The organism is Meridianimarinicoccus sp. MJW13, assembly GCF_014901205.1.
Lineage (GTDB): Bacteria > Pseudomonadota > Alphaproteobacteria > Rhodobacterales > Rhodobacteraceae > Meridianimarinicoccus.
Genome location: NZ_JACNMU010000004.1, coordinates 352,370 through 371,981 on the forward strand (window position 1 = coordinate 352,370; position 19,612 = coordinate 371,981).

Annotated in this window: 14 protein-coding genes; 10 read left to right on the top strand and 4 right to left on the bottom strand. The window is 67.1% G+C overall.

All coding sequences use genetic code 11. The features are described 5' to 3' along the window. Window positions 1-3: 3 nt before the first annotated feature. The 3 genes from H8B03_RS09470 to H8B03_RS09480 are packed head-to-tail and all read left to right on the top strand — an operon-like array spanning window position 4 to window position 3,642. On the top strand, window positions 4-2,007 hold the full coding sequence (locus tag H8B03_RS09470) for an acetyl/propionyl/methylcrotonyl-CoA carboxylase subunit alpha (protein ID WP_193141492.1): 2,004 nt from the start codon (window positions 4-6) through the stop codon (window positions 2,005-2,007). After that, complete coding sequence (locus tag H8B03_RS09475) at window positions 2,000-2,860, top strand: hydroxymethylglutaryl-CoA lyase (RefSeq protein WP_193141493.1); 861 nt, start codon at window positions 2,000-2,002, stop codon at window positions 2,858-2,860. The genes H8B03_RS09470 and H8B03_RS09475 overlap by 8 nt, the downstream gene beginning before the upstream one ends. After that, window positions 2,857-3,642 (top strand): crotonase/enoyl-CoA hydratase family protein, encoded by a 786-nt coding sequence (locus H8B03_RS09480; RefSeq protein WP_193141494.1) that lies wholly within the window; start codon window positions 2,857-2,859, stop codon window positions 3,640-3,642. The genes H8B03_RS09475 and H8B03_RS09480 overlap by 4 nt, the downstream gene beginning before the upstream one ends. Window positions 3,643-3,715: 73 nt before the next feature. Here the strand turns inward: H8B03_RS09480 and H8B03_RS09485 are convergent, their stop codons facing one another. Beyond that, window positions 3,716-4,597: a MurR/RpiR family transcriptional regulator gene (locus H8B03_RS09485; RefSeq protein WP_193141495.1), complete on the bottom strand. Its 882-nt coding sequence runs from the start codon at window positions 4,595-4,597 to the stop codon at window positions 3,716-3,718. 81 nt (window positions 4,598-4,678) lie between these two features. Here H8B03_RS09485 and H8B03_RS09490 point away from each other — a divergent pair, with 81 nt between their 5' ends. The 5 genes from H8B03_RS09490 (at window position 4,679) to H8B03_RS09510 (ending at window position 10,968) form a co-directional block, all read left to right on the top strand. Further along, the gene (locus H8B03_RS09490; protein ID WP_193141496.1) at window positions 4,679-5,461 is read left to right on the top strand and encodes an N-formylglutamate amidohydrolase; all 783 of its coding nucleotides are present in this window, start codon (window positions 4,679-4,681) and stop codon (window positions 5,459-5,461) included. Window positions 5,462-5,534: 73 nt separating this feature from the next. After that, window positions 5,535-6,899: a glutamine synthetase family protein gene (locus H8B03_RS09495; protein WP_193141497.1), complete on the top strand. Its 1,365-nt coding sequence runs from the start codon at window positions 5,535-5,537 to the stop codon at window positions 6,897-6,899. Between the two features lie 197 nt (window positions 6,900-7,096). After that, window positions 7,097-8,470 (top strand): aldehyde dehydrogenase family protein, encoded by a 1,374-nt coding sequence (locus H8B03_RS09500; protein WP_193141498.1) that lies wholly within the window; start codon window positions 7,097-7,099, stop codon window positions 8,468-8,470. A gap of 3 nt (window positions 8,471-8,473) precedes the next feature. Further along, complete coding sequence (locus H8B03_RS09505; RefSeq protein WP_193141499.1) at window positions 8,474-9,619, top strand: iron-containing alcohol dehydrogenase; 1,146 nt, start codon at window positions 8,474-8,476, stop codon at window positions 9,617-9,619. A gap of 38 nt (window positions 9,620-9,657) precedes the next feature. Continuing rightward, window positions 9,658-10,968 (top strand): cytochrome c peroxidase, encoded by a 1,311-nt coding sequence (locus tag H8B03_RS09510; RefSeq protein WP_193141562.1) that lies wholly within the window; start codon window positions 9,658-9,660, stop codon window positions 10,966-10,968. 6 nt (window positions 10,969-10,974) lie between these two features. Here the strand turns inward: H8B03_RS09510 and H8B03_RS09515 are convergent, their stop codons facing one another. Both H8B03_RS09515 and H8B03_RS09520 read right to left on the bottom strand, forming a co-directional pair. Next, complete coding sequence (locus H8B03_RS09515) at window positions 10,975-12,507, bottom strand: CRTAC1 family protein (protein WP_193141500.1); 1,533 nt, start codon at window positions 12,505-12,507, stop codon at window positions 10,975-10,977. Between the two features lie 45 nt (window positions 12,508-12,552). Beyond that, entirely contained in the window at window positions 12,553-13,014 is a 462-nt protein-coding gene (locus H8B03_RS09520; protein ID WP_193141501.1) for an Lrp/AsnC family transcriptional regulator, read from the bottom strand. Between the two features lie 127 nt (window positions 13,015-13,141). On the opposite strand from H8B03_RS09520, the gene putA reads away from it, so the two are divergent. Then, the gene (gene putA / locus H8B03_RS09525; RefSeq protein ID WP_193141502.1) at window positions 13,142-16,639 is read left to right on the top strand and encodes a bifunctional proline dehydrogenase/L-glutamate gamma-semialdehyde dehydrogenase PutA; all 3,498 of its coding nucleotides are present in this window, start codon (window positions 13,142-13,144) and stop codon (window positions 16,637-16,639) included. A gap of 6 nt (window positions 16,640-16,645) precedes the next feature. Here putA and H8B03_RS09530 read toward each other — a convergent pair whose 3' ends face one another. Then, window positions 16,646-18,034 (bottom strand): arylsulfotransferase family protein, encoded by a 1,389-nt coding sequence (locus tag H8B03_RS09530; protein ID WP_193141503.1) that lies wholly within the window; start codon window positions 18,032-18,034, stop codon window positions 16,646-16,648. Window positions 18,035-18,336: 302 nt separating this feature from the next. Between H8B03_RS09530 and H8B03_RS09535 the strand changes: the two genes are divergently transcribed. Then, on the top strand, window positions 18,337-19,602 hold the full coding sequence (locus tag H8B03_RS09535) for a glycerate kinase (RefSeq protein WP_226925816.1): 1,266 nt from the start codon (window positions 18,337-18,339) through the stop codon (window positions 19,600-19,602). Window positions 19,603-19,612 lie beyond the last annotated feature (10 nt).

Sequence of the window (19,612 nt, forward strand, 5' to 3'; positions counted from 1 at the left end):
GCGATGTTCACCAAGATCCTGATCGCCAACCGCGGCGAAATCGCGGCGCGCGTCATCACCACCGCGCGGCGGCTGGGGGTGCGCACCGTCGCCGTCTATTCCGACGCAGACGCCAATGCTGCCCATGTGGAACTGGCCGACGAGGCGGTCCACATCGGCCCGGCCGCCGCTGCCGACAGCTATCTGCGCGCCGACCGCATTCTTGAGGCCGCAAGGCGTACCGGGGCCGAGGCGATCCACCCCGGCTATGGCTTCCTGTCCGAGAACCCCGGTTTTGTCGATGCGGTCGAGGCCGCCGGGCTGACCTTCATCGGCCCGCCCGCCGATGCCATCCGCGCCATGGGTCTGAAGGATGCCGCCAAGGCCGCGATGGAGGACGCCGGCGTGCCCGTGGTGCCCGGCTATCACGGGTCCGAACAGGATCCGCAGTTTCTGGCCGATCAGGCCGACAAGATCGGCTACCCGGTGCTCATCAAGGCGCGCGCGGGCGGCGGCGGCAAGGGGATGCGGCTGGTCGAAACGCCCGCCGGGTTCGCCGAGGCGCTGGCCGGGGCGCAGCGTGAAGGGCAGGCCAGTTTCGGCGATCCCGGCGTGCTGATCGAGAAATACATCACCCATCCGCGCCACGTCGAGATTCAGGTCTTCGCAGATGGCCATGGCAACGTGGTGCATCTGTTCGAACGCGACTGTTCCTTGCAGCGCCGCCACCAGAAGGTGATCGAGGAAGCCCCGGCCCCCGGCATGCCCGACGACGTGCGCGCCGCCATGGGCCGCGCCGCGGTCGAGGCCGCCCGGGCCATCGGCTATGAGGGCGCGGGCACGGTGGAATTCATCGCAGACGGGTCGAAGGGTCTGCGCGCCGACGGGTTCTGGTTCATGGAGATGAACACCCGCCTGCAAGTGGAACACCCGGTGTCGGAAGCGATCACCGGCCTTGATTTCGTCGAGTTGCAACTGCGCGTCGCTGCCGGAGAGCCGCTGCCGGTCACACAGGCGGATCTGAAGATCAATGGCTGGGCGATGGAGGCGCGGCTCTATGCCGAAGATCCGGCCAAGGGGTTCCTGCCCGCGACCGGCACGCTGGATCACCTGCGGTTTCCCGACGGCGCGCGCTTTGGCCCCGGGGCCCTGCGCATCGACAGCGGTGTGCGGCAGGGCGACGAGATCTCGCCGTGGTACGATCCGATGATCGCCAAGGTCATCGTCCATGCGCCGACGCGCGGTGCGGCCATCGGCCAGTTGCGCGCGGCGCTGATGGATACGCAGGTGACGGGCACCACCACCAACCTGGCGTTCCTGACCGCGCTGACCCGCAACCCGTCTTTCGTGGCGGGCGACGTGGAAACCGGGCTGATCGCGCGGGATCAGGCGGCGCTGGTGGCCCAGCCCGATCCGGCACCGCATGTGGCCTCGGTTGCGGCGCTGGCCGCCCTTGGCCTGCTGGAAGACCGCAGCGGCCCCGATCCCTGGGACCGCCTGTCGGGCTGGCGGCACTGGAGCGACGCCAAGCTTTACGTCACGCTGGAACACGGCGGGCAGGAAATTGCCGCGCAGGTGCGCGCCCTTGGCGGCGGGCGGTTCCGGGTCAACCTGGGCGATGGCGGACAGACATTGCAGGTCGCGCGCCGGCCGGATGGACGGCTGGCGGTGCAGACCGATGGCCATGCCAGCCTGCTGGATCTTGTGCGCAATGGCAGCACGCTGACGCTGTTCCATGATGGCCAGGCCTACGCCTTTGGCCTGCCCGACAGCCTGGCCGACATCGAGGATACCGAGGCCGGCGGCGACCTGATTTCCGCCCCGATGCCGGGGCTTGTGAAACTGGTGGCGGCCAGGCCGGGCGCGGCGGTGACGCAGGGCGACCCGCTGTTCGTGCTGGAAGCGATGAAGATGGAACACACGCTGACCGCCCCGCGCGACGGCACGGTGCAGGAGGTTCTGGTGGCCGAGGGCGATCAGGTCACCGATGGCGCGGTGCTGTTGGTGCTGGAGCCGGGCGATGGCTGATCCAGTCACGATCTTCGAGATGGGCCCGCGCGACGGGTTGCAGAACGAACAGGCCAGCATCGCCACCGCCGACAAGATCGCGCTGGTCGATCTGCTGTCGGATTGCGGGCTGCGCAAGATCGAGGTGACCAGTTTCGTCTCGCCGAAATGGGTGCCGCAGATGGCCGATGCGGCGCAGGTTCTGGCCGGGATCACCCGCCGCCCCGGTGTGTCCTACGCGGCGCTGACCCCGAACCTGAAGGGCTTTCAGGGCGCGTTGGCGGCCCGCGCCGATGAGGTCGCGGTCTTTGCCTCGGCCTCGGAAGGGTTCAGCCGGGCCAACATCAACTGTTCCATCGCCGAGAGCCTTGAACGCTTTGCCCCGGTGCTGGCGGCGGCCCGCGCGGAAGGCGTGCCGGTGCGCGGCTATGTCTCCTGCGTGACCGATTGCCCGTTCGACGGGCCAACCGCCCCGGCACAGGTGGCCCATGTGGCCAAGGCGCTCCGCGACATGGGCTGCTACGAGATCTCGTTGGGCGACACCATCGGCGCGGGCACGCCGGACACCGTGGATGCGATGCTGAGCGCGGTGACAGGGGCGGTGCCGGCCCGGCATCTGGCCGGGCATTTCCACGACACCAAGGGCAGGGCATTGGCCAATATCGAGGTCAGCCTCGGTCACGGGCTGCGGGTGTTCGATGCGGCGGTGGGGGGGCTTGGCGGCTGTCCCTATGCGCCGGGGGCGCGTGGCAACGTGGCCACCGAGGCCGTGGTCGACCTGTTGCACGGGCGCGGCCATGCCACCGGCATAGACCCAGACAAGCTGGCCCAATGCGCCGCCTTTGCCACATCCCTGCGCGGAGACTCCGGATGAGCTTTGATACCCTCGACATCCAGACCGACGCCCGTGGCGTCACCACCCTGATCCTGAACCGCCCCGAGAAGCGCAACGCCTTGTCGGCGAAGATGATCGCAGAGCTGACGGCTTTCGCCGAAGCGATGCGGGACGATCGTACGACCCGCGTGGTGGTGCTGCGCGGGGCCGGCAGTCACTTCTGTGCGGGCGGCGATCTGGAGTGGATGAAGGCGCAAATCGAGTCCGATCGCTCGGGACGCATGTCCGAGGCGCGCAAGCTGGCCGGGATGCTGAAGGCGTTGAACGACATGCCGAAGCCCCTGATCGGGCAGTTGCACGGCGGCGCCTTCGGTGGGGGCGTCGGGATGGCCTGCATCTGCGACGTTGTACTGGCCGACCCGGACACGGCGTTTGGGCTGACTGAAACCCGCCTGGGCCTGATCCCCGCCACCATCGGCCCCTATGTGGCCGCACGGTTGGGCGAGGGCATGGCGCGGCGCGTGTTCATGTCGGCCCGGATCTTCGACGCCGCCGAAGCGCGCGACCTGGGCCTTGTGGCACGCGTGGTCGCGGCGGATGCGATGCCTGCGGCGATCGAGGCCGAGATCGCGCCCTATCTGAAAACCGCGATGGGCGCCGTGGGGGCCGCAAAAGCCCTGTTGCGCAAGCTTGGGCCGCCCATCGATGCGGCGGCGATCGACACAAGTATCACCGCATTGGCCGACACCTGGGAAACGGCAGAGGCCGCGGCGGGGATCGCGGCGTTTCTGGACAAGCGGCCCGCGCCCTGGGCCGGTTAGGGGCGCTGCCCCTCTGGGCCTGCGGCCCATTCACCCCGGAGTATTTCGGCCAAGAAGAAGTGGCGCTGCGCGATCAGTTGAAGTCCCGGAACAGGCGGGTTTCCGTGAACATGCTTTCCAGCCGCTCGATCCGGTCCCGGCCCTGGTTGGGCAGCCGGGTTTGAACCTGCGCCACCAGCGCCTCGACCAGCAGTTGCAGCGACAGGGTGGAGTCCCAGCCCGAAGGTGCCTCGACCATGGTGCTGAAGACGTGATCGGCGTGGCGGGCGATGGGCGAATTCCACTGGTCGGTGAAGAGCACGAGGGTGGCGCCGCTTTCGCGGCCCAGGCGGGCCAGTTTCGACAGGTCGCTTTCGTAGCGGCGGATGTCGAAGAGGATCAGGATGGCGGCGGCGTCCATGTCCAGCAGGTATTGCGGCCAGACAGCCGGGACGCGCCCCAGCGTGGTGACGCCGGGCCGGATGATCTGCAGGTGATTGTAGAGGTGATCGGCCACCGACCGGGTGATGCGCCCGCCTTCCAGATAGACCGGGCGGTCGGTGTCGGCCAGAAGGGTCGCGACGGTGTCGAAAGCCTCGGTGTCGATCCGGTCCAGCGTGCCTTGCAGGTTGCGCACCGCGGCTTCGGCGAAGCGAAACAGGGTGTGGCTGTCGCCATGGTCCCGTTGGGCACGATCCAGCTTGGACGCCGGTTTTCGGATCTGTTCGGAGATTTCGCGACGCAGCGCGTCTTGCAGCCCGGTGAACCCGTCGAACCCCAGTTTGCGGGCCAGCCGCACCACCGTTGGCGAGGAAACCTTGGCCGTGTCCGCCAGTTCGGTGATCGATTGCAGCCCGGCCACCGGGTAGTCCTGCAAAAGGGCGCTGACCACTTGCCGCTCTGCCAGTGTCAGGGTGGCATGGCGTGCCTGCAGGATGTCCTTGACGATGGGTTGGGAAGCCTGGGTGCTGTGCATGGCGAAAATTTATCGGGGTGCCCGAATGGGGTCTACGAAATAATCTTGACAGAAATATATTTTCTGTAACGAATCCGATCAATGGAAAGCCCTGACCCCCAACCGCTGTTGTCTGCCGCCGAAAGGCCGGCCTGTGTGCTGCACCGGCCAAAGGGACGCAGTGCTGTGGTTCTGGCCTGCGAACATGCGTCCAATGCCATCCCGGCCCGCCTGAACGGTCTGGGACTGGCGGTGGCGGACAGGACGTCGCATGCGGCCTGGGACATTGGCGCGCGGGATCTGTCGCTGGCCCTGTCGCAGCGTCTTGACGCGCCTCTGGTCCTGTCGCGGGTGTCGCGGCTGGTGCATGATTGCAACCGGCCGGTCGGGGCGGCCGATGCGATACCGGCACGTTCGGAAGTGATCGACGTGCCGGGCAACCGCGATCTGACGGCCACTGCGCGCCGCCGTCGCGAGACCGAGGTTCACGACCCGTTCCACGCCCTGTTGGGCAAGGTTCTGGCGGCGCATCCGGTGCCGCCGGTGCTGGTGACCCTCCACAGTTTCACCCCGGTCTATCACGGCAAACCGCGCGCGGTGGAGCTTGGGTTCCTGCATGGGGCCGATGATCGGCTGGCCCGTGCCATGCTGGCCGCCGTGCGCGACGTCTCGGGCTTGCAATCGGCGCTGAACGCCCCCTACGGTCCTTCCGACGGAGTCCTTCACACGCTGGAGGTTCACGCCCTGCCACAGGAGCGGCTGAACGTGATGATCGAAGTGCGCAACGACTTGCTGCGAACCCCGGCGCAATGCGCCGCCATGGCCGACACGCTGGCCGCCGCCCTGGCCGTGGCGCTGCCGGCCGCACAGGGCGCCGCCCCGTGATCGGCCACCGCCCGCCTGTCCTGTCCCAATCGCCTCTGGCGGCCGCGCGCCGCCGCAACACCGGAGTGCCGCAATGCCCTCGCCCCTGACCTTTCACGCGCTGGAAACCGCTGTCGCCGAGGGCGATATCGACACCGTTCTGGTCTGCTTCACCGACATGCAGGGCCGGCTCATGGGCAAGCGCTTCCATGCCGCGAACTTCATCGAACACGGCCACAAGGAAACCCACTGCTGCAACTATCTGCTGGCCACGGATCAGGAGATGGCGACGCCGGACGGCTATGCCGCCACCAGCTGGGCGCAGGGCTACGGCGACTATGTGATGCAACCCGACCTGAACACCCTGCGGCCGGTACCCTGGCTGGCGGGCACGGCCATGGTGCTGTGCGATGTGCTGGATCATCATACCCACAAGCCGGTGCCGCATGATCCGCGCGCCATCCTGAAGGGGCAGGTGGCCCGTGCCGAAGCGATGGGGCTGACCCCGATGATGGCCTCGGAGCTGGAGTTCTTCCTGTTCGAGAAGGGCTTCGACGAGCTGCGCAAGGGCGGGTACCGCGACCTGGAGCCGTTCTCGGGCTACAATCAGGACTATCACATCCTGCAGACCACCAAGGAAGAGGACGTGATGCGGCCGATCCGCAACCACCTGTTCGCGGCGGGCATCCCGGTGGAAAACACCAAGGGCGAGGCCGAGACCGGGCAAGGGGAGTTGAACATCCGCTATGCCGACGCCCTGTCCTGTGCCGACCACCACACCATCGCCAAGCACGCGGTAAAGGAAATCGCCTGGCAGGCGGGCCGCGCCGTGACCTTCCTGCCGAAATGGCGCGCCGACAAGGTGGGGTCATCCTCGCATCTGCACCAGTCGCTGTGGAAGGGCGACACCCCGGTGTTCCGCGATCCCGACGGCCCGCATGGCATGTCGGCGACGATGCAATCCTTCATGGCTGGCCAGTTGAAATATGCCGCCGATCTGACCTTCTTCCTGGCGCCCTATGTCAACAGCTACAAACGGTTCATGAAGGGCACCTTCGCGCCCACCAAGGCGGCCTGGTCGGTGGACAACCGCACCGCGGGTTTCCGGGTTTGCGGTGACGGCACGGCGGCGGTGCGCGTCGAATGCCGGATCGGCGGATCCGACCTGAATCCCTATCTCGCGCAGGCCGCATTGCTGGCCGCCGGTCTGGCGGGCATCGAGGAAAAGCTGCCGCTGCCGTCCGAGACCGCCGGCGATGTCTATGCCGCCAAGGAGGCCCCCGAGATCCCGCAGACCCTGCGCGCCGCGATCGAGACGCTGCGCGGCTCGGCGATGCTGAAAGACGCACTCGGGGCAGACGTGGTGGCCCATTACACCCGCTGCGCCGAGGTCGAGCAGGAAGCCTTCGATGCCGCCGTCACCGATTGGGAAATTGCCCGCGGGTTCGAGCGTGCGTGATAGCCGGCATGTGAGGCACGATCCCAAGGCCCGGACGTTCCGTCGCGTCTGCGCAATGCGCCAGGACTGGACCGGCTGGCGGGCTTGGATGTAACGATTTGGAAAACGTCCCGTGCGCCAAGGGCGGTGCGGCTTTTTCCGTACGCAATTGCAGTTGGCAGGCCGGGCCTTCCGGCGACAAATGAAAAGGATCCTCCGTGACCACTCTGGAGTGTATTTCCCCCATCGACGGCGCCGTGCTGGTGCGCCGTCCCGCCCTTGCCCCCGATGCCGCTGCCGCCACGGTGGCGCGTGCCCGCGCGGCGCAACCGGCCTGGGCCGCCCGACCGCTGGCCGAGCGCGTGGCGCTGGTGCTGAAGGCCGTCGAGATCATCGGCAGCCAGACCGACCGCATGGCCGACGAACTGGCCCGCCAGATGGGCCGGCCAATCCGCTATGGCGGCGAATTCGGCGGGTTCGAGGAACGGGCCAAATACATGGCCTCCATCGCCGACAGCACGCTGGCGCCCATGGTGATCGAGGACAGCGCCGCCTTTACCCGCAAGATCGTCCGCGAACCGCATGGCGTGGTGCTGGTGGTGGCGCCGTGGAACTATCCCTACATGACCGCGATCAACACCATCGCGCCGGCGCTGATGGCAGGCAATGTGGTGGTGCTGAAACACGCGACACAAACGCTGCTGGTGGGCGAGCATCTGGCCGAAGCCTTCCATGCGGCGGGCGTGCCCGAGGATGTTTTCGTCAATGTGGTGCTGGATCATGACACCACCAGCGGCCTGATCGCCGCGCGGGCCTTCGATTTCGTGAACTTCACCGGCTCGGTCGGCGGTGGCCGCGCGATGGAGCGGGCCGCGGCAGGCACTTTCACCCCGGTGGGCACCGAATTGGGCGGCAAGGATCCGGGCTATGTTCGGGCCGACGCAGATCTGGACGCGGCTGTCGAGGGGCTGATGGATGGCGCGATGTTCAACTCGGGCCAATGCTGCTGCGGGATCGAGCGGATCTATGTCCACGAAAGCCTGTTCGATGCCTTCGTCGAGAAATGCACCGCGCTGGTGAAAACCCACAAGCTGGGCAACCCGCTGGACCCCGAGACCACAATCGGCCCGATGGCCCATGCCCGCTTTGCCGCCACGGTGCGCGCCCAGATCGCCGATGCGGTAGCGGCAGGCGCCACGAGCCATCTGGCACCCTTCGAGGGCGACGACGGCGGCGCCTACCTGTCGCCGCAGATCCTGACCGGCGTGACCCACGACATGGAGATCATGCGCGAAGAAAGCTTCGGCCCCGTGGTCGGCATCATGCCGGTGGCCAATGACGACGAGGCGATCGCGCTGATGAACGACTGCCAGTACGGGTTGACGGCGGCGATCTATACCGCCGATGCCGAGGCGGCGGGCCGTATCGCCGATCAGCTGCAATCGGGCACGGTCTTCATGAACCGCTGCGACTATCTTGATCCGGCGCTGTGCTGGACCGGTTGCAAGGACACCGGATGCGGTGCCGGTCTGTCGGTGCTGGGCTTCCACGCCCTGACCCGCCCGAAATCCCTTCACTTCAAGAAAGGCTGAGCCATGAGCCCGGTTGCCAATTGGTCCTATCCCACTGCCATCCGTTTCGGCGCCGGCCGGATCTCCGAGATCGCCGAGGCCTGTGCGGTCGCCGGCATCACGCGCCCGCTGCTGGTCACCGACAAGGGGCTGGCCGGGCTGGAGATCACCGCCCGGACCCTGGACCTGATGGAGGCCGCCGGGCTGGGTCGCGCCATGTTCTCGGATGTGGATCCCAACCCGACCGGGGCAAATGTCGAGGCCGGGGTCGCCGCCTACAGGGCCGGGGGCCATGACGGGGTGATCGCATTTGGTGGCGGCTCGGGGCTGGATCTGGGCAAGGTGGTTGCGTTTCAGGCCGGGCAGACCCGCCCTTTGTGGGATTTCGAGGATATTGGCGACTGGTGGACCCGCGCCGATGCCGCGGCCATTGCGCCGGTCGTGGCCGTGCCGACCACCGCCGGGACCGGCTCGGAAGTGGGACGCGCGGGCATTATCACCAATGAAGAGGCCGCCGAGAAGAAGATCATCTTCCACCCGAAGATGTTGCCGGTGCAGGTGATCTGCGATCCGGAACTGACCGTGGGCATGCCGCCCGCGATCACCGCCGGCACCGGGATGGACGCCTTCGCCCATTGTCTTGAGGCCTATTGCTCGCCGCACTATCACCCGATGTCGCAGGGCATGGCGCTGGAAGGCATGCGGCTGGTCAAGGAGTACCTGCCGCGCGCCTATGCCGATGGGGCGGATCTTGAGGCCCGCGCGCATATGATGTCGGCGGCGGCCATGGGGGCTACGGCCTTCCAGAAGGGGCTGGGCGCGATCCATGCCCTCAGCCACCCCCTGGGCGCGCATCATCACACCCATCACGGCACCACCAACGCGGTCTGCATGGTCGAGGTGCTGAAGTTCAACCGCCCCGCCGCAGAGGACGTCATCACCCGCGCCGCCGCCTATCTGGGCATCGACGGCGGCTATGACGGGTTCATCGCCTTCGTGGACGCTTTGAACCGCCGGTTGAACATTCCCGCCACCCTGACCGAGCTGGGAGTCACCGATCCCGATCTGGACCGGCTGACCGCCGATGCGCTGCGCGACCCTTCCGTCGGCGGCAACCCGGTCAAGATGACGGCCGAAAACACCCGCGCGCTGTTCGAAGCCCTGCTGTGAGCCTTTCGCAGCGGGTACGGGCGGGCGGGCACCCGGTTCTGACGCTGATCCTCGGGATCGGGGCCGGGGTCGGGGCCGCTTGGGCCGATCCGCTGCCCGCGCCGCTGGCTGACGCCGACTATCTGCCGGTCAACCGGGCCGCCGCCGAGATCGGGCAGCTGCTGTTCTACGATCCGATCCTGTCGGGCAATCGCAATATCTCGTGTGCCACCTGTCATCATCCGAAATTCGCCACCAGCGACGGGGTCAGCCTGTCGCTGGGCGAGGGCGGGCAGGGGCTTGGCCCCGAGCGCAGTGTCAATCCCGCCAACCCGCCCGAGCAACGCATCCCGCGCAATGCGCCGGCGCTGTTCAACATGGGCGCCCGCGAGATCACGGTGCTGTTCCACGATGGCCGGATCGAGGTGGACCGGACCCGCAAAGCCGGCTTCCGCACCCCGTTGGAGGACGAGATGGTCACCGGGTTCGCGGGCATCCTGTCGGGGCAGACCATGTTTCCGGTGCTGAGCCAGGACGAGATGGCGGGACATTATTCCGAGAACGAGGTCAGCCGCGCGGTGCGGCAGGGGCTGATCACCGGGCCGGGCGGGGCCTGGGATCTGATTGCCGCCCGCGTCGCGGCCCTTCCTGCCTATGAAGCGGGGTTCGCGGCCGCCTATCCCGAGACCGCGACGCGAGGCATTGCCTTCACCGATATCTCCAACGCGGTGGCCGAGTTCATGGCCTTTGAATGGCGCAGCGACACCAGCGCCTATGATGCCCATCTTCGCGACGAGACGCCGTTGCAGGGCACGGCGGCCGAAGGCATGGCGCTGTTCTATGGCAAGGCCGGGTGCAGCACCTGTCACTCCGGTCCGCTGCTGACCGACCACGGGTTTCACGCCATGGGCCAGCCGCAGCTTGGCCCCGGCAAGGCGGCGCGCTTTGAAAACCACGCCCGCGACGAAGGCCGATTTCGGGTGACAGGTGACGCGGATGCCCTGTTTGCCTTCCGCACCCCCAGCCTGCGCAATGTCACCCGCACCGGGCCGTGGGGCCATGCCGGGGCTTATTCGGATCTGCGGGCGTTCCTGACCGCGCATCTGGACCCGGACAGCGCCATCACCAGCTACGACCGTGGACAGGCGGTGCTGCCGGATCTGCCGGGAGTTTCGGATTGGCGCATCCTCGACGATCCCGCCGCCAGTGCCGAGATTGCCGTGCGGGCCACCTTGCCGCCGGTGTCCTTGACGACGACAGAGATGGAGGCGCTGTTGGCTTTCCTGACCGCTTTGGAAGACCCCGTGGCGCTCAGCGGGCGTTTGGGCATTCCCGACCGGGTGCCCAGTGGTCTGTCCATAGATCGCTGAACCGGGTCAGTTCTGCCGGCTCAGCGTGATCGCCTGATTGGCCGTCACCTGTTGCCAGTCTGTCGCGGTGCCATCGGGCCAGATCACCCGCCCCTCGGCCCCCGTCGCGGCCCCAAGCCCAAAATGCAACGGCCCGGCCTGTCCCCCGGCATGGCCTCCGCCCACGGTCATCTCCTGCCGCTGGACGCCCCGCGCCGTGCGTATCTCGACCCAGGCGCCGATGGCAAAGCGGTTGGGCCTGTCCTGCACCGGTGTCACGGCCAGCCAGTTGCCTGCATCCGCCGTGGTATTTTCCCAGACTTCCAGCGGCGCGCGGCGGTTGACGACGATCAGGTCCAGCAGACCATCGCCGTTCAGATCGCTCAGCGCCGCGCCGCGCGACCGCTCCATCGTGGCGACCCCGGCCTCGACCGAGGCCTCGACAAAGGTGCCATCGGCCCGTTGCAGCAGCAGATTGTTGGGATCGCGCATGGCGTTTCCGGGCATCTGCTGGACATTGCCCTTGGCGATGAACAGATCGGCCAGACCGTCGTTGTCCACATCGCCGAACTGCGCATGCCAGCCGGTCGAGGGCCGCCCGTCATCTCCGACATGGGGCCGCGTGGCTTGCGAGCCTTGACCCCAGGGCGCATTGCGAAACCCAGTCTCTCCGTCCGAGAACTGCAGCAACTGGTCGCCCATCGAGGTCAGCATCACGTCCGGGCGTCCGTCGGCGTTCAGATCCCGGCTGGCGATGCCCATGCCCCAGATCGAAACCCTTTCCCAGCCGTCCTTGGGCCCCAGCAGGCGCAGCGGCGACATCTGCCACATCTGCTCGGCCCCCGCGCGCACGTAGTAGTGGCGATCGTTGGACAGCCGCAGATCGGCCCGGCCCCGGCGCGCCCAGTCGGAAAACAGTGCCGACAGCGCGCAATAGCCCGGCTCCAGCAGGGTTTCGGGGCCATAGCCTGTGCCTTCAGGGCGCAGCAGGATGTTGGCATCGCAGGCCTCGAACGGGCCTTCGGGGTCGGTCCGGTCCACATAGTTGCCGATGGCCAGCGTCGGGCGGGTCTGGCCCGGCTCGAATGTGGCGGCAAAGGCGGTGGACCAGCGGTCGGCCTGCGGCAGCCCCCAGGCGGCGGTGGCATCTTCGAACCGGCAATCGCCCAACCCGCGCAGGGCGATGTTGGGACCAACACGCAGCACGAACAGGTCCAGCACCCCGTCGCCATCCATGTCCAGCGGATAGGCGCCGGTGACCCCGGTCACCCCGGCCAGGGGTTGCCCCTCGGCCCGGTCGAATTTCAGCGGCGCGCCAGTGGTGGCTGTTGTGTTCAGATACAGCGGGCTGGGATTGCTGCCGCCCGCGGGCAGAAACTCGGGCAGGCCGTCGCCGTTGCAGTCAAAAACCGCGACGCCGCCGCCCACGAAATGCTCCCACCCGCCGTCATAGACATGGGCCGGGCCGGGCAGATCGGTTGCGCGGTCGGTGAACGTTGGACCCGCCGCCGCCGATCCCGCCGCCAGCAACGCCCCGCAAATGACCTTGAACATCGGCATCCTCCCCGCGCGCACCATGATCCGCAGGCAGGGGCGAGGCAAGCTTCAGAACGCGCTTTCCTTGATCGCCTCCATCGACACGTTGGTCGAGGTGTTGCCGACGAACGGCAGGGCCGAGATCTTTTCGCCCAGCACCCGGCGATAGCTGCCGATGTCGCGCGACCGAACCTTCAGCAGATAGTCGAAAGACCCCGCGATCATGTGGCACTGTTCGATCTCGGGCATGGCCAGCACCGCCCGGTTGAAGGCTTGCAGCGCCGGTTCGGTGGTGTCGGTCAGCTTGACCTCGACAAAGGTCACGTGGTTGCGGTCCAGCCGCGCCGGATCCAGCACGGCGCGGAAGCCCTGGATGTATCCCTCGCGGATCAGTCGCTGCAGGCGCGACTGAGTCGGGCTTTTTGACAATCCGACCCTGCGGGCAAGCTCGGTGACGGACATCCGGCCATCCTGCCCCAATTCCACAAGAATCTTTCGGTCGAACGGGTCTAATGGGCTGTTGGAGGGCATAAATCAGTCGATCCGGCAAGAATGGCGACTGACATTCGGTCCATTGTCCCGAAATGTCAATCAAGACAGGAAACCCGGCTCAAGGGAATCTGGTAAACGGGCCACAGTACCTGTTCCGGAGACTTCCATGACCAAGCTTCAAGACCTGCGCGCCACCATCCGGGCCCAGACCCTGTCCCAGGAAATGGGGTTGTTGAATGCCCTGTCCAGCCAGAGCGCATTGGACACCGCCTTTCGCAATCGCGCCGCGACCCGCGCCGAAGGGCTGGTGACCCGCATCCGGGGCGACAGCGCGCCGGGGCTGATGGAGGTTTTTCTGGCCGAATACGGCCTGTCCACCGACGAGGGCATCGCGCTGATGTGTCTGGCCGAGGCGCTGCTGCGGGTGCCGGATGCCGAAACCATCGATGACCTGATCGAGGACAAGATCGCGCCCTCGCAATGGGGCCAGCATCTGGGTCATTCCAGTTCGTCGCTGGTCAACGCCTCGACCTGGGCCTTGATGCTGACCGGGCAGGTTCTGAAGGACGGCACCGGGGTGGCGGGCGTGCTGCGCGGCATGGTCAAACGGTTGGGCGAGCCGGTGATCCGCACCGCCGTCAAACAGGCCATGCGCGAGATGGGCCAGCAGTTCGTGCTGGGCGAAACCATCGCGGATGCGCTGGAACGCGGCAAGGGCGCGCGCAAGAAGGGCTATACCTATTCCTACGACATGCTGGGCGAGGCGGCGCTGACCGCCCGCGACGCCGCCGCCTATTTCGATGCCTATGCCGGGGCCATCACCCGGCTGACGCAAGCCAGTGACGGTGGCGATATCCGGGCCAATCCCGGCATCTCGGTCAAACTGTCGGCCCTGCATCCGCGGTACGAGGAGCAGCATCGCGACCGGGTCATGGCCGAACTGGTGCCGCGCGTTACCGATCTGGCCCGCCGCGCGATGATCGGTGGCATGGGCTTCAACATCGATGCGGAAGAGGCCGACCGGCTGGACCTGTCGCTGGATGTGATCGCCGCGGTTCTGGCGGCGCCCGATCTGGCCGGATGGGACGGGTTCGGCGTGGTGGTGCAGGCCTATGGCAAGCGCGCCGCCCCGGTTCTGGACTGGCTGCACGCGCTGGCCGAAACCCACGACCGCCGCATCATGGTGCGGCTGGTCAAGGGCGCCTATTGGGACACCGAGATCAAGCGCGCGCAGGTCGAAGGCCTGCCCGGCTTTCCGGTGTTCACCCGCAAGACGGCGACGGATGTGCATTACATCCTGTGCGCCGAGAAGCTGCTGGGGATGACCGACCGCATCTATCCGCAGTTCGCCACGCACAATGCCCATACGGTTGCCGCCATCCTGGAAATGGGCGCCGATCCGCAGGCTTACGAGTTCCAGCGCCTGCACGGCATGGGCAATGCGCTGCACGACATGGTGCTGAAGGACGCCGGCACCCGCTGCCGTATCTATGCGCCGGTGGGGGCGCATCGCGATCTGCTGGCCTATCTGGTGCGGCGGCTGCTGGAAAACGGTGCCAACAGCTCTTTCGTGAACCAGATCGTCGATGAGGATGTGCCGGCCTCGGTGGTGGCCGCCGACCCCTTCGCGGCGCTGGAGGCGCCCGGACCGGTCGGCGCAGTGGTGCCGTCGGACGATGTCTATGCGCCCGAGCGTCCGAACTCCAAGGGGTTGGACCTGCACGACCGCCGTGATCTGGCCCGGCTGGAGGAGGCCCGCGCGCCCTTCCGAACCCATGTCTGGGAGGCAGGCCCGATGCTGGCCGTGCCTGGCGGCGCAGGCCCGGTGGCCGAGGTGCGCAACCCGGCCAATCCCGACGATCTGGTCGGCCATCTGCGCGACACCACGCCCGGGGAAGCCGAGGCCGCGCTGGCCGCCGCTGCCCCGTGGCAGGCCCCGGCCAGCGACCGCGCGACAGTGCTGAACCGGGCCGCGGACCTGATGGAAGACCGCTTTGGCGAGATCTTCGCGCTGGTCACCCGCGAGGCGGGCAAGACCCAGAAGGACGCCATCGCCGAGTTGCGCGAAGCGGTGGATTTCCTGCGCTACTATGCTGCCCGCGCTTTGGAGCTGACCCAGCCACCGCGCGGGGTGATGACCTGCATCTCGCCGTGGAACTTCCCGCTGGCGATCTTCGCCGGGCAGGTCTCGGCCTGTCTGGCGGCGGGCAATGGCGTGCTGGCCAAACCCGCCGAGGCCACGGTGCTGACCGCCGCCTTCGCCGTGCGTTGCCTGCGCGAGGCCGGAGTGCCGCCGCATGCCCTGCAACTGCTGCCCGGATTGGGGGCGGTTCTTGGCGCGCAACTGACCGGCGATGCCCGCGTGGACGGGGTGTGCTTCACCGGCTCTACCGCCACTGCACAAAGGATCAGCCGCACCATGGCCGCGCATCTGGCCCCCTCGGCGCCGCTGGTGGCCGAAACCGGTGGGCTGAACGCGATGATCGTGGACAGCACCGCGCTGCCCGAACAGGCGGTGCGCGATATCGTGGCCTCGGCCTTCCAGTCGGCGGGGCAACGCTGCTCGGCGCTGCGCTGTCTCTATGTGCAGGACGACATCGCGGACGGGCTGCTGACGATGCTGTATGGCGCGATGGATGAGCTGAGCGCCACCGATCCCTGGGACCTGTCAGCGGATCTGGGTCCGGTGATCTCGGCCACCGCGCGCGACGGCATTCAGGCCCATATCGACATTGCCGCACGCGAGGGCCGGGTGCTGAAACAGGGCAAGGTGCCCGCCACCGGATACTTTGTGAAGCCCACGGTCCTGAAGGTCGACAGCATCGGCGACATCGGCAAGGAGGTCTTCGGCCCTGTCCTGCATGTGGTGCGTTTCAAGGCCCGCGATCTGGACCGCGTGATCGCCCAGATCAACGGCACCGGCTTTGGCCTGACCTTCGGGTTGCACACACGAATGGACAGCCGCGTCGCCGAGGTGACCGAGCGGATCCGGGCCGGCAACATCTATGTGAACCGCAACCAGATCGGCGCTATCGTCGGCTCGCAACCCTTCGGCGGGGAAGGCATGTCGGGCACCGGTCCCAAGGCCGGCGGGCCGGCCTATGTGGCGCGGTTCACCCGGCCCGAAGCCGCCGCGACCTTCGCCCTGCCGAATGGCCGGGCGGCCGAAGAAACGGCCGTGCAGGCGGCCCTGGTCGCAGCGGGCGCGAAACCGCGCGTGGTCCTGTCCACCATCAGCCTGGCCGGGCCGACGGGGGAATCCAACCGCCTGACCGAACTGGGCCGGGGGGTGGTGCTTTGCCTTGGGTCCAGCCTTGATGCGGCGAAATCCCAGGCGGCCACGGCGCGCGAACAGGGCTGTCAGCCCGTGATCGTCGCCCCCGGTGCGACGGGAACTGGCGCAGTCGACGGGGTCCTGACACCCGACGCCCTGCGCCGCCTGACCGGCTTTGATGCGGTGATTGCCTGGGCTGAGGACCGTGATCTGCGGCCCCTGCGGCAGGCGCTGGCGGCGCGAGACGGCAAGATCGTGCCCCTGCTGTGCGAGGCCGATCTGGCCGCCCGCTGCCGGATGGAGCGTCACGTCTGCATCGACACCACCGCTGCCGGAGGCAACGCCGCCCTTCTGGCCGCCGTAGGAGAGGAGGAGACCGAGGACGCCTGAGTCGGACTACGAGCCCGAGAGCCGCTCGAAGTCGGCTTTCGGCAAGTAGTCTGCCCCATGAGTCTGAAGGCGGGCAAGCACTGGCCCATCAGGATCCTCGCCCTGTTCTTCCAGATACGGGGCGAGGTCCGACACGGCGTTGAATATCCAGACCGCTTCACCGGTGGTGATATCCACCTCGATCACCCGCCCGTTGATGGTTTCCGAGATGAGCATGTGGCGTCCGTCAGGACTTTCACGCACCGCGCCGGAAACATCCGCATCCAGATCGCCCCCAGCCTGTTCTGGAGAGGTTGGGAAGATGGTCCGGGCCGTGCGCTTGGCCAGATTCACGCGCAGGATGCGGGTCCCGCTGCTGGTGGCTTGACCCCCCTGGTTGTCAAAGACCAGCACCGTTCCATCGGCCAGAACCCGCGGGCTGTGCTGGGCAACCATCGGGCCGAAATAGTGATACTTGATCACGCCCGTGTCCCGGTCGAGGATCACCAGCGAGGAACTTGAACGCAGCGACACCAGGAGGTCGCCTGCATTCACGTCGTCCAGGGTCTTGGCCAGTGCCGGAGTGACCTCAACCGCGGCGTTGACGTGGTAGGGGTCGCAATCGTTGCGCACCGCATAGGCCAGCCCCTGCATGTCCGAGGCGCGAACCGAATCGTCCAGGAAATAGGTTGTCGCCTCGTTGCCATCCGGAGAGATGATCGACACGCCCTCCTGAAAGACCGAGCCCAGCTTGCAGTCGGTGCGCACCTGGGTCGCGGCGACAAATTTCGTCGCGGTTTCAACCGTGGCGGCGGGGGCCAGGATGGTGCCGTCGTCGGTGACCGTGGGCCAGTGGTGGCTATGATCGGGGCGCACCCAATCGACCGCGCCCTCCCACGACACGCGCGCGATGCCGACGTGATAGGGGTACATGTTGCGCGCCTGGAAGGTAACGATCAGATCGCCCTGATCGGTCATGTCCAGCCCCTGCACATAGACGTTTTCGGCCTGCGCCTTGCCCGAGAAATCGGCCAGGCGCTCGGGCGGGAACAGGGCTTCGGGGTCCACCTCCCACGTATGGAACACCGTTCCTTCATGATCCATGACATAGGCCAGGCATCCGAAGGTCGGGCAAAGGTCACGGCGATGATGAAAACCGCCGGTCATCAGGATCAGTTGATCGTCCGGAACTGGCCCCAGTGTGGAGGTGGAGTCCACGTCCGACTCTTCGGTGGCAAGCCGGACGACGGTATAGGGAAGTTCCTGATCTTCCAGTTCCCCAAGCGCGTCAAATCCGGCCTTGATCCAAACCAGCTGCTTGTGCGGGAAGATGCGGTATTCCATGGCTGCCACGCCCCAGACGAAGGCCAGCAGAGAGACGCCACAGACAAAGGCGATTTCTGGGAGGTGGCGCACCAATGTGGACCCGGTTTTTCGCGAAGCTTTTGACATATAATTTTTCGGTACCCTGAGAAAACTTCAAAATATTCACAGTCTATAGTGGGACCCGTCAAGATTATTTCGTTAACGCGTCGCGACAAGCGGACTGGCGCTCATTCTGGTGGTCGGCGTTGGCCGGTTTCTCACTGGCATGCGTTCGGACAATCGACCGCAACGCCCGAAACGGATGTCCGGGAACGAAACCCGGTTCCGCTGGCTTTACCTCACGGGGTGCAGAGGCGAGACTGCGGCCCAACGACTGAACGAGGACCAGCCACATGATTTCACGCGACGACAAGGCCTTTCTGACCGCGCTGTTCGAGGCTGCCGTTGCGGCGGCGGACCCCCGGCATGCTCTGGCGCGGCATTTGCCGGAACGGCCGAAAGGGCGGACGGTGGTCATCGGGGCGGGCAAGGGGGCGGCGCAACTGGCGGCCGCCTTCGAAGAACTCTGGGATGGGCCATTGGAAGGGGTGGTGGTGACGCGCTACGGCTATGCAACACCCTGCCGGCAGATCCGCATGCTGGAAGCGGCGCACCCGGTGCCCGATGCCGCCGGGTTGCAGGCCACTGCGGCGCTGAAACAGGCGGTCAGCGGGCTTGGCCCCGACGATCTGGTGGTGGCGCTGGTCTGCGGCGGCGGTTCGGCCTTGCTGCCCGATCCCCAGAAGGGGCTGACCTTTGACGACGAGGTCGCGCTGAACAAGGCTCTGCTGGCGTCGGGCGCGCCGATCTCTGCCATGAACGCGATCCGCAAGCAGTTCAGCGGCGTCAAGGGCGGTCGGTTGGCGGCGCTGGCGCATCCGGCGCGGGTGGTGAGCCTGGTGGTCTCGGATGTGCCCGGGGATGATCCGGCGCAGGTCGCCTCTGGCCCGACGGTGCCGGACGCCACATCGCCCGAGGACGCGGCGGCGCTGGTGCGCGCCTATCGCATCGACCTGCCGGAGCGTCTGATGGCGCATCTGGCGCAGGCCACACCGGCGCCGGGGCCGGATGCGGCCGCGTTCGCGGGGCATACGGTGACTGTCATCGCCTCGGCCGGGCTGTCGCTGGAAGCGGCGGCGCAAGCGTGCGAGGGGCAGGGCATTCCGGCGGTCATCCTGTCGGACGCGATGGAGGGAGAAGCCCGCGAGGTTGGCCGCGTTCTGGCCGCCCTTGCGCGCGAATGCGCCACCCGCGACCGCCCGTTTCAAAAGCCAGTGATGCTGCTGTCGGGGGGCGAGACCACGGTGACGCTGCGCGCCGAGGGCGGGCGCGGCGGGCGCAACACCGAATGCCTGCTGTCGGCGGCCCTTGCGCTGCAGGACATCCCCGGTGTCACCCTGCTGATGGCCGATACCGATGGCATCGATGGCTCGGAAAGCAATGCCGGGGCCTTTGCCGATGGTACCACCGCCGCCCGGCTGCGGGCAGCGGGGCAAGACCCCATGGCGCTGCTGAACGGGCATGACGCCTGGGGGGCTTTCGACAGCGTGGGTGATCTGTTCGAACCCGGTCCTACCGGCACGAATGTCAATGATTTCAGGGCAATCCTGATCCGCTAGGCCGGGTCCG

What these genes read in the sequence shown, in the direction of transcription:
- H8B03_RS09520 (WP_193141501.1), bottom strand. Translation starts at nt 13,014, where the DNA reads ATGCCCTCCAACAGCCCATTAGACCCGTTCGACCGAAAGATTCTTGTG.
- H8B03_RS09485 (WP_193141495.1), bottom strand. Translation starts at nt 4,597, where the DNA reads ATGCACAGCACCCAGGCTTCCCAACCCATCGTCAAGGACATCCTGCAG.
- H8B03_RS09470 (WP_193141492.1), top strand. Translation starts at nt 4, where the DNA reads ATGTTCACCAAGATCCTGATCGCCAACCGCGGCGAAATCGCGGCGCGC.
- H8B03_RS09515 (WP_193141500.1), bottom strand. Translation starts at nt 12,507, where the DNA reads ATGCCGATGTTCAAGGTCATTTGCGGGGCGTTGCTGGCGGCGGGATCG.
- H8B03_RS09495 (WP_193141497.1), top strand. Translation starts at nt 5,535, where the DNA reads ATGCCCTCGCCCCTGACCTTTCACGCGCTGGAAACCGCTGTCGCCGAG.
- H8B03_RS09480 (WP_193141494.1), top strand. Translation starts at nt 2,857, where the DNA reads ATGAGCTTTGATACCCTCGACATCCAGACCGACGCCCGTGGCGTCACC.
- H8B03_RS09505 (WP_193141499.1), top strand. Translation starts at nt 8,474, where the DNA reads ATGAGCCCGGTTGCCAATTGGTCCTATCCCACTGCCATCCGTTTCGGC.
- H8B03_RS09535 (WP_226925816.1), top strand. Translation starts at nt 18,337, where the DNA reads ATGATTTCACGCGACGACAAGGCCTTTCTGACCGCGCTGTTCGAGGCT.
- putA (WP_193141502.1), top strand. Translation starts at nt 13,142, where the DNA reads ATGACCAAGCTTCAAGACCTGCGCGCCACCATCCGGGCCCAGACCCTG.
- H8B03_RS09475 (WP_193141493.1), top strand. Translation starts at nt 2,000, where the DNA reads ATGGCTGATCCAGTCACGATCTTCGAGATGGGCCCGCGCGACGGGTTG.
- H8B03_RS09490 (WP_193141496.1), top strand. Translation starts at nt 4,679, where the DNA reads ATGGAAAGCCCTGACCCCCAACCGCTGTTGTCTGCCGCCGAAAGGCCG.